Source organism: Microbacterium sp. HMWF026 (genome assembly GCF_003061325.1).
GTDB lineage: Bacteria > Actinomycetota > Actinomycetes > Actinomycetales > Microbacteriaceae > Microbacterium > Microbacterium testaceum_E.
In genome coordinates, this window is sequence record NZ_QAJB01000251.1 from 1 (window position 1) to 7,703 (window position 7,703).

The window sequence follows — 7,703 nt, forward strand, 5'->3', positions numbered from 1 at the left end:
CGGGACGTCCGGTGCACGACCTGGGCACGCCCGAGCTGGAGCAGGCGATCGCGACACGCCTCGTCCCGCGCCTCGACGAGATCGCTCACCAGCGCGGCGACCTGTTGCGCGCCGGTCGCGACAGCCTCGTCCGCGCCCTGCGATCGACGTTGCCGGAGTGGGACGTTCCCGATGTGTCGGGCGGGGTGTCGCTGTGGGTCGGGCTGGGAGAGCCCCTGAGCACCCCCCTCGTGATGAACGCCCGAGGGCGCGGGTTGGCGCTGTCGGCGGGATCCCGTTTCGCCGTCGAGGGGGGACACGACCGCCGGTTGCGGGTGCCGTTCACCGCACCCCCGGCCGCCCTCGAGCGGGCCGTCGGGATTCTGCGCGCCGCGTGGGACGACGTCCGCGGGGGAAGCGCGGTGGTCGTTCGCGAGGACTACGCGACGGTGGTGTGACGGTGCTCTCGTCCGCGAGCGCCGGGCGATGCGTGGCATACCGCTCCGCTCACCGCGCGTAACGCAGGCACTCGACGGCGTCGGACGACGACCAGAACTCGCCCAGCCGACGAAAGCCCCCCGACGCGACGTGGAAGCGCTCGGCCGCGTAGCGCCACCCGCCCTCGGCCGCGATGGCGCGGATGTGGCCGACCACGATGCCCCGCGGGTCGGCGATGCGCCACAGACCGGCGGCGACGTGCGTCGCCGCGCCCCACCCGGCCGAGCGCGGAGCCGGTGCGGGGTCGTTCCACAGTGCGGTGTGCATGCGACGACCGTACGACCGACCTCCGACATCGCCTCCGCGGGGGAGCGTCCGCCTCTCCTCCCCACCCGGTGGCATGGCCGATCGGTCCCCGGATCGGCCCTTTCCCGCCGTCGTGATCCCCGCGTCGCGACCAGTCTGAGCGTGGCTCCGGCATCCGTCGGGCACACGGATGCCGGAGCGCACACCACGTCGAGAGGAGAACACACATGAGCGACCACATCAGCCTCGTGGGCAACGTCGTCGGAGAACTGGAGCGGCGCACGACGCGCGACGGGGGTCCCGTCGCCGCGTTCCGGCTCGCGGTCGGCGAGCGTCGACTCGACCGCGAGCGCAACGAGTGGGTCGATGGACACACGAGCTTCTACGCGATCTCGGCCTTCGGCGACCTCGGGGCCAACGCCCTGCGGTCCCTGCGCAAGGGCGAGCGGGTCGTCGTGACCGGACGGCTGCGCCTGCGAGAGTGGGAGAACGAGACGACGCGCGGCGTGAGCGCCGACGTCGTCGCCGACGCCATCGGGCACGACCTGCGCTGGGGGACCACGCGTTTCGTCCGCGCGGAGCGGCCGGGCGATGCCGCGAGCGGCTCATCCGAGCCCGCGCACGAGGACGGGTCGGAGCAGGCGCGCACGGATCCGGCCGGCGCCGACGGGTGGGCCCTCCCGGGGGCGGGAGCGGAGGCCGTGGCCGATCGCGAACAGATGACGGATGCCGTCCCCGTCGGGGGAGGAGACGGTCCCTTCTGAGCGCGGCACAGGACGGCCGGTGGGCGCGGCGGACGGTCGGCCTCGGGACGGTGGGGTCCGGGGCCGTCCGGTTCGGCGCCTCGAGCCGCTTCCGTAGACTCGACCCGTGACTCGCGCCTTCGGTCGTCCTCTCGCCGCGCTCGCCCTCGTGGCCGCCCTCGGCCTCGCCGGCTGCACGGGCGAGGCGCCCGAGCCCGCTCCGGCGACCACCGAACAGCCCTCCGCATCGGTGGCCGACCCGAGCGTCGCGCCGTCGGCTGCTCCGACCGCGGCCGCGCCGGTCCTCGTTCCCGGGGGGAGCGCGCCGCAGAACCTCCCGTTCTTCGCGCAGGTCGTGTCGGGTGTCTGGTCGGGCCCCGACCAGGTGTCGGGCCGGGCGTACATCGACGCCCTGACCGCGGCGGGTTTCGACAAATCGGCGATGCAGGTCACGGCGGACTACTCCACGATCGGAAACGCGGCGGAGAGCATCGAGTTCGCGGTGCGGCTGGGCGATCAGTGCCTCGTCGGCCAGGTCGGCCCCTCGATCGGCGACCCGGTCACGACGGTCCTGCCCGGATTGTCCTCGGGTGGCTGTCTCATCGGGCAGACGCGCACGATCGACTGGTGACGCCGGGCTCGCTCGCCGGTCCTGCGCACCTCGGTTGATAGGATCGAAGCGACTTCCGCTCGACTAGGACCTCGCTGCCGCATCGGCGGTGCATCCCGGTGCGAGACGGCCCGATCCCCGAATCTCGAAGGTGGTACACCTCGGTGGCTGAGTACATCTACTCCATGGTCCGCGCGCGCAAGGCCGTGGGCGACAAGCTGATCCTCGACGACGTCACGATGTCGTTCCTGCCCGGCGCCAAGATCGGCATGGTCGGTCCCAACGGTGCCGGTAAGTCCACGATCCTCAAGATCATGGCCGGACTCGACAACCCCTCGAACGGCGAGGCGCGGCTCAGCCCGGGCTTCACCGTCGGCATCCTGATGCAGGAGCCCGAGCTCGACGACAGCAAGACGGTCCTCGAGAACATCCAGGACGGCGTGGCCATCAAGCCCAAGCTCGACCGGTTCAACGAGATCTCGGCGCTCATGGCCGACCCCGACGCCGACTTCGACGCGCTGCTCGCCGAGATGGGTACCCTGCAAGAAGAGATCGACGCCGCCGACGGGTGGGACCTCGATTCGCAGCTCGAGCAGGCCATGGACGCACTGCGCACCCCGCCCGCCGATGCCTCCGTCGTCCCGCTGTCCGGTGGTGAGCGCCGCCGCGTGGCCCTGGCCAAGCTGCTGCTGCAGAAGCCCGACCTGCTGCTGCTCGACGAGCCCACCAACCACCTGGACGCCGAGAGCGTGCTGTGGCTCGAGCAGCACCTCAAGGCCTACAAGGGTGCCGTCATCGCCATCACCCACGACCGGTACTTCCTCGACAACGTCGCGGAGTGGATCGCCGAGGTCGACCGCGGTCACCTCTACCCCTACGAGGGCAACTACTCGACCTACCTCGAGAAGAAGGGGCAGCGCCTCGACGTCCAGGGCAAGAAGGACGCCAAGCTCGCCAAGCGCCTCAAAGAGGAGCTCGAGTGGGTGCGCTCCAACGCCAAGGGTCGCCAGGTCAAGTCCAAGGCGCGTCTGGCCCGCTACGAAGAGATGGCGGCCGAGGCGGAGCGCACGCGCAAGCTTGACTTCGACGAGATCCAGATCCCCGCGGGTCCGCGCCTGGGCAGCATCGTGATCGACGCGAAGAAGCTCGAGAAGAGCTTCGGCGACCGCTCGCTCATCAGCAACCTCAGCTTCAACCTGCCCCCGAACGGCATCGTCGGCGTGATCGGCCCCAACGGTGTCGGAAAGACGACGCTCTTCAAGACGATCGTCGGCCTCGAGCCGCTCGACGGCGGCACGCTCAAGATCGGCGAGACCGTCAAGATCAGCTACGTCGACCAGTCCCGCGCCAACATCGACCCCGAGAAGACGCTCTGGGAGGTCGTCTCGGACGGGCTCGACATCATCACGGTCGGCAAGACCGAGATCCCCTCGCGCGCCTACGTGTCGAAGTTCGGCTTCAAGGGCCCCGACCAGCAGAAGAAGGCCGGTGTGCTCTCGGGTGGAGAGCGCAACCGCCTCAACCTCGCGCTCACGCTGAAAGAGGGCGGCAACCTGCTGCTCCTCGACGAGCCCACCAACGACCTCGACGTCGAGACCCTGAGCTCGCTCGAGAACGCCCTGCTCGAGTTCCCCGGCTGCGCCGTGGTCATCACGCACGACCGGTGGTTCCTCGACCGCATCGCGACGCACATTCTGGCCTACGAGGGCACCGAAGAGAACCCCGACCAGTGGCACTGGTTCGAGGGCAACTTCGAGGCCTACGAGGCCAACAAGGTGGAGCGTCTCGGAGCGGATGCCGCGAACCCGGCCCGCTCGACCTACCGCAAGCTCACGCGTGACTGACGCGAACGTCACCACCGGCTCGGGCTCCGCCGCGGCGGGGCCCGAGCGGCTGCACGTGCCGATCCACCTGCGCTGGGGCGACCTGGACGCGCTCGGCCACGTCAACAACACCTCCATGCTCAAGCTGCTCGAAGAGGCCCGCCTCCGCGCCTTCTGGCGCAGCGACGGCGAGGGCGAGGCCCTGCCGACCGCGGTGTTCGACATGAGCGTGCTCGACAGCGGTGGTGAACGCGCCACCCTCATCGCGCGGCAGGAGATCGAGTACCTGCGTCCGGTTCCCTACAGCCAGCGTCCCCTCGACGTGCGCATGTGGATCGGCGCGATGGGCGGGTCCAGCTCGGACGTCTGCTTCGAGGTCTTCAGTCCCGTCGGCGACGCCGAGCAGGTGCTCTACGCCCGCGCGACCGTCGTGGTCGTGCTCGTCGACACCGCCAGCGGCCGCCCGATCCGCTGGAGCGAAGCGGAGCGAACGGCGTGGGCGCCCTACGTCGGCGACCCGATCGACTACCGGCGGCGCTCCGCCCGCAGCTGAACCGTCCGCCTCCTGACGCGACCACCCTCGGAGCCTTCCGCCGGCTCATCGCTCCGCCGCGCGGTCCCTCCGCCGGGCGGGCGGCATCCGGTGGTCAGTCGCGGGGGAGCCGCACCATGACCTCCTGCGCGACGCTGGCCACCAGGACGCCGTCGCGCGTGTAGATGCGGCCCGTCGACAGACCGCGTCCGCCGCGGGCGTTCGGCGACTCCTGCACGTACAGCAGCCAGTCGTCCACGCGCCCGGGGCGGTGCCACCACATCGCGTGGTCGAGGCTCGCGACCTTCAGCCCGGGGGCGTTCCACGCGACGCCGTGCGCGCGCAGGATGGTCTCTTGAATCGTCAGATCGCTCAGGTACGCCAGCGCGGCGCGGTGCACCGCCGGGTCGTCGGGCAGCGTGCGACTGACCCTCATCCACACCGCCTGGCGCGGGACGTGCGGCCCCTCGACCGAGGTGTACACCGGCGACGGCACGTGCAGCACGTCGACGGGACGCTCCGAGAACATGCGCCGGCTGAGGGGATGCAGGCCCTCGGGGTCGAACGGCGTCAGCTCCTCGGGCTGAGGGATGCCCTCGGGCATCGGCTCGGCATGCTCGAACCCCGGGTCCTCGTCCTGGAACGACGCGATCATCGAGAAGATCGGCACGCCGCCCTGGAAGGCCTGCGTGCGCCGCGTCGAGAAGGACCGACCGTCGTGGATGCGGTCGACCGAGAAGGTGATCCCGTCGGCGGGGTCGCCCGGCCGCAGAAAGTACCCGTGCATCGAGTGCACCGTGCGCTCGGGCGGGAGCGTGCGCGAGGCCGCGACGATCGACTGCGCGAGCACCTGGCCGCCGTACACCCGGCCGAACGGCATCGGCTGCGACACACCCGTGAAGATGTCCTCGGTGGTCCGCGCGCCGGCATCGCGCAGGTCGAGGACCGCGAGCAGCGAGGTCACGGGATCGACGGCGTCGGACATGCGGACTCCCGTTCCGGCACGACGAACGCGCACCGCTTGATAGTTTAGGGCGGGTGTCCGCGCGCCTGTTGTTCCCCGACCCGCAGGCGGCAGCCGACCTGCTCACCTTCGCCTCCCGCGCCATCCGGCTCGGTGACGGTACCGTCCGCCTGCGGGCCGACGGCGGCGTGCTGGTGTCGACCGCCGCTCCGCTCGCTCCCAAGGGGCTGCTCGACGCGACCCCCACGGTGCTGGGTCTGAGGGTGTCGGCGATCGACCCCGAGCTCGAGTGCGACCTGGTCGTTGACGCGGCATCCCTCCTCCCCGCTCCGGACGACGCCACGGCGGTGGTCCTTCCCGACACCGCGTCGCTTCCGGCGTGGGCGGGGATCTCGCCCCCGCGCAGCGGATGGGAGCAGACGGATGCCATCGACGCCTCGGTCCTGGCATCCCGGGCCCAGTACGGGGTAGCGGCCGTGGCCGACGCCCTTCCGGCCGACGCGGGCGAGGACGTCGTGCGGGTGATCCGCGCGCAGGTGTGGGGTCAGCCCGACGACGCCCTCGGCGGCCTGCCGCTGGGCACCGCCTTCGCCGCTTTCGCCCTGGGCTTCATCGCCGGGTCCGAAGAGGCGCCGGTGCGCCGCAGCGGCTCGTGGACCCGGGTGAGCCTGGCCCGCGGTCACGTGCTGGTGCGCGGGCCGGTGCGCTCCGGGCTCACCGCCGTGCGCGCGACCGGCAGCTAGTACAGCACGCGCACAGGTGGCCTTCGTACGATGGAGGCAGCAAGGGGAGTACTCCCGACGCGACGCATCCGTCAGTACGAGTCCACGGTTGGGCTCCGGGTGCGCCGGTCCCGCGGGGCGGAGGAGACCTTGACGTCGCGGCCGTGCGCCGCCCGTCGAGAGGTCTCGTCATGGTCAACCTGTCCCGTCTCATCTCCCTCGCCTCGAAGGCCGTCGACAAGGCCTCGTCGTCGCAGCGTGCGAACCCGTCGCAGGGCGGTCGCGACTGGCGCGACGTCGTCCGCTCCGCCGCTGACGCGGTGACCGGGGACCGTCGCAACGACGCACCCCCGGCGCACTCGCGTCCCGCGGTGCCAGGCCGCTACGCCCCGCCCGCCTCCGGCCGGACGGCCGTGTCCGCCGAGGACCGCGCCGCGATCGCCCGCTACGACTACCTGCTGCGCACGGCCGACCCCGACCGCATCGAGCAGATGCACCGCGAGGCCTTCGCCCGGCTCACCCCCGCGCAGCGCGCGCACGTCAAGGAGCGGATGGATGCCGAGTTCTCGGCGCACGAGCGCCCGCGCTCGGACGCACCCGACGACCTCGCCCGCACCGCGGCGCGTGCCGAGGCCACGCGGCCGGGGCGCCTGTCGCAGCTGTTCGCGCGCGCCGGGAGGACCGGGCTGATCGGCGCCGGCGTCGTCGGTGCGGGCGGGCTGCTGGCCGCGGTGGCCGGCGGTGCGGTCGTCAGCGCCGTCGCGGCACCGCTGCTGGCGCAGGCCGGGCAGATGGGCGTGGACTTCGCGGGTCTCGCCGAGGGCGTCGATCTGGACGCCATGGCATCCGGTGTCGACCTGGGCGCCGCGGGCGAGTGGGCCGGGGGAGCACAGGACGCCGTGTCGGGCGTCGGCGAACAGGTGAGCGGGTTCGGCGAGCAGCTGTCGAACCTCGACATCCCGGGCTTCGGCGACTTCCTGGGACGCTGACCCCCGTCGCGGGTGGGCGGGAGCACCGCCCGCCCGCGGCTAGTCCGCCGCGCGGACCGGAAGACCTGTGTCGGGTCGGCCGTCCTGCTGGGGGCCGATCCCGCGGGGCTGGAACGTGTTGACCATCGCGTGCGCCGCGCGCTCGAGATAGTCCCACAGGGGCGCTTCGAAGGCCGGAGGAAGCGCGATCTCGTCGACGGCGGCGCGCATGTGCGCGAGCCACCGGTCGCGGGCGTCGGGATCGACGTGGAACGGCATGTGCCGCATGCGCAGCCGCGGGTGACCGCGGGTCTCGCCGTAGGTGGTCGGCCCGCCCCAGTACTGCGCGAGGAAGAGCGTCAGGCGCTCGGCGGCGGGACCCAGGTCCTCTTCGGGGTACATGGGCTTGAGCACCTCGTCCGCGGCGACGCCGCGGTAGAACGCGTCCACCAGGCGGCGGAACGTGTCCATGCCGCCCACCTGGTCGTAGAAGCTGATCGGCTCGCTCACGGGTGGTCCCCTTCGTCGGCGCGCACGGCGGGGGGCGTGGGCTTGGGGGTGTCGGCACCGGGCAGCTCGACGGCGGTGGTGGGCGCCGCGTCGCGCGCGGTCTTCTTC

At 72.0% G+C, this 7,703-nt stretch carries 9 protein-coding genes and 1 pseudogene; 7 read left to right on the forward strand and 3 right to left on the reverse strand.

Features of this window, described 5'->3' with window-relative positions; genetic code table 11:
* A pseudogene (locus tag DBR36_RS09875) lies at positions 1 to 437 on the forward strand (PLP-dependent aminotransferase family protein); the annotation flags it as partial.
* Between the two features lie 49 nt (positions 438 to 486).
* Here DBR36_RS09875 and DBR36_RS09880 read toward each other — a convergent pair.
* The gene (locus DBR36_RS09880; RefSeq protein ID WP_108318969.1) at positions 487 to 744 is read right to left on the reverse strand and encodes a hypothetical protein; all 258 of its coding nucleotides are present in this window, start codon (positions 742 to 744) and stop codon (positions 487 to 489) included.
* A gap of 206 nt (positions 745 to 950) precedes the next feature.
* Here DBR36_RS09880 and DBR36_RS09885 point away from each other — a divergent pair, with 206 nt between their 5' ends.
* From DBR36_RS09885 to DBR36_RS09900, 4 genes are all read left to right on the forward strand, one after another.
* Positions 951 to 1,487 carry a single-stranded DNA-binding protein gene (locus DBR36_RS09885; RefSeq protein WP_108318971.1) on the forward strand — a complete coding sequence of 179 codons (537 nt, stop codon included), beginning with the start codon at positions 951 to 953 and terminating at the stop codon, positions 1,485 to 1,487.
* 106 nt (positions 1,488 to 1,593) lie between these two features.
* Positions 1,594 to 2,097: a DUF6993 domain-containing protein gene (locus tag DBR36_RS17715; protein ID WP_181373549.1), complete on the forward strand. Its 504-nt coding sequence runs from the start codon at positions 1,594 to 1,596 to the stop codon at positions 2,095 to 2,097.
* A 143-nt stretch (positions 2,098 to 2,240) separates the two neighbouring features.
* Complete coding sequence (gene ettA, locus DBR36_RS09895) at positions 2,241 to 3,920, forward strand: energy-dependent translational throttle protein EttA (protein ID WP_108318973.1); 1,680 nt, start codon at positions 2,241 to 2,243, stop codon at positions 3,918 to 3,920.
* Positions 3,913 to 4,452 (forward strand): thioesterase family protein, encoded by a 540-nt coding sequence (locus DBR36_RS09900; RefSeq protein WP_258222699.1) that lies wholly within the window; start codon positions 3,913 to 3,915, stop codon positions 4,450 to 4,452. Before ettA ends, DBR36_RS09900 begins: the two co-directional genes overlap by 8 nt.
* Before the next feature lie 94 nt (positions 4,453 to 4,546).
* On the opposite strand, the gene DBR36_RS09905 is transcribed toward DBR36_RS09900, so the two are convergent.
* Positions 4,547 to 5,416, reverse strand: a complete 870-nt coding sequence (locus tag DBR36_RS09905) for an acyl-CoA thioesterase II (RefSeq protein ID WP_108318975.1) — start codon at positions 5,414 to 5,416, stop codon at positions 4,547 to 4,549.
* A gap of 53 nt (positions 5,417 to 5,469) precedes the next feature.
* On the opposite strand from DBR36_RS09905, the gene DBR36_RS09910 reads away from it, so the two are divergent.
* Positions 5,470 to 6,138 carry a hypothetical protein gene (locus tag DBR36_RS09910; RefSeq protein WP_108318977.1) on the forward strand — a complete coding sequence of 223 codons (669 nt, stop codon included), beginning with the start codon at positions 5,470 to 5,472 and terminating at the stop codon, positions 6,136 to 6,138.
* A gap of 170 nt (positions 6,139 to 6,308) precedes the next feature.
* Positions 6,309 to 7,106, forward strand: coding sequence for a cation-transporting ATPase (locus tag DBR36_RS09915; protein WP_108318979.1), 798 nt, complete (start codon positions 6,309 to 6,311; stop codon positions 7,104 to 7,106).
* Between the two features lie 39 nt (positions 7,107 to 7,145).
* Here the strand turns inward: DBR36_RS09915 and DBR36_RS09920 are convergent, their stop codons facing one another.
* Positions 7,146 to 7,595, reverse strand: a complete 450-nt coding sequence (locus DBR36_RS09920; protein WP_108318981.1) for a globin — start codon at positions 7,593 to 7,595, stop codon at positions 7,146 to 7,148.
* Positions 7,596 to 7,703: the final 108 nt, after the last annotated feature.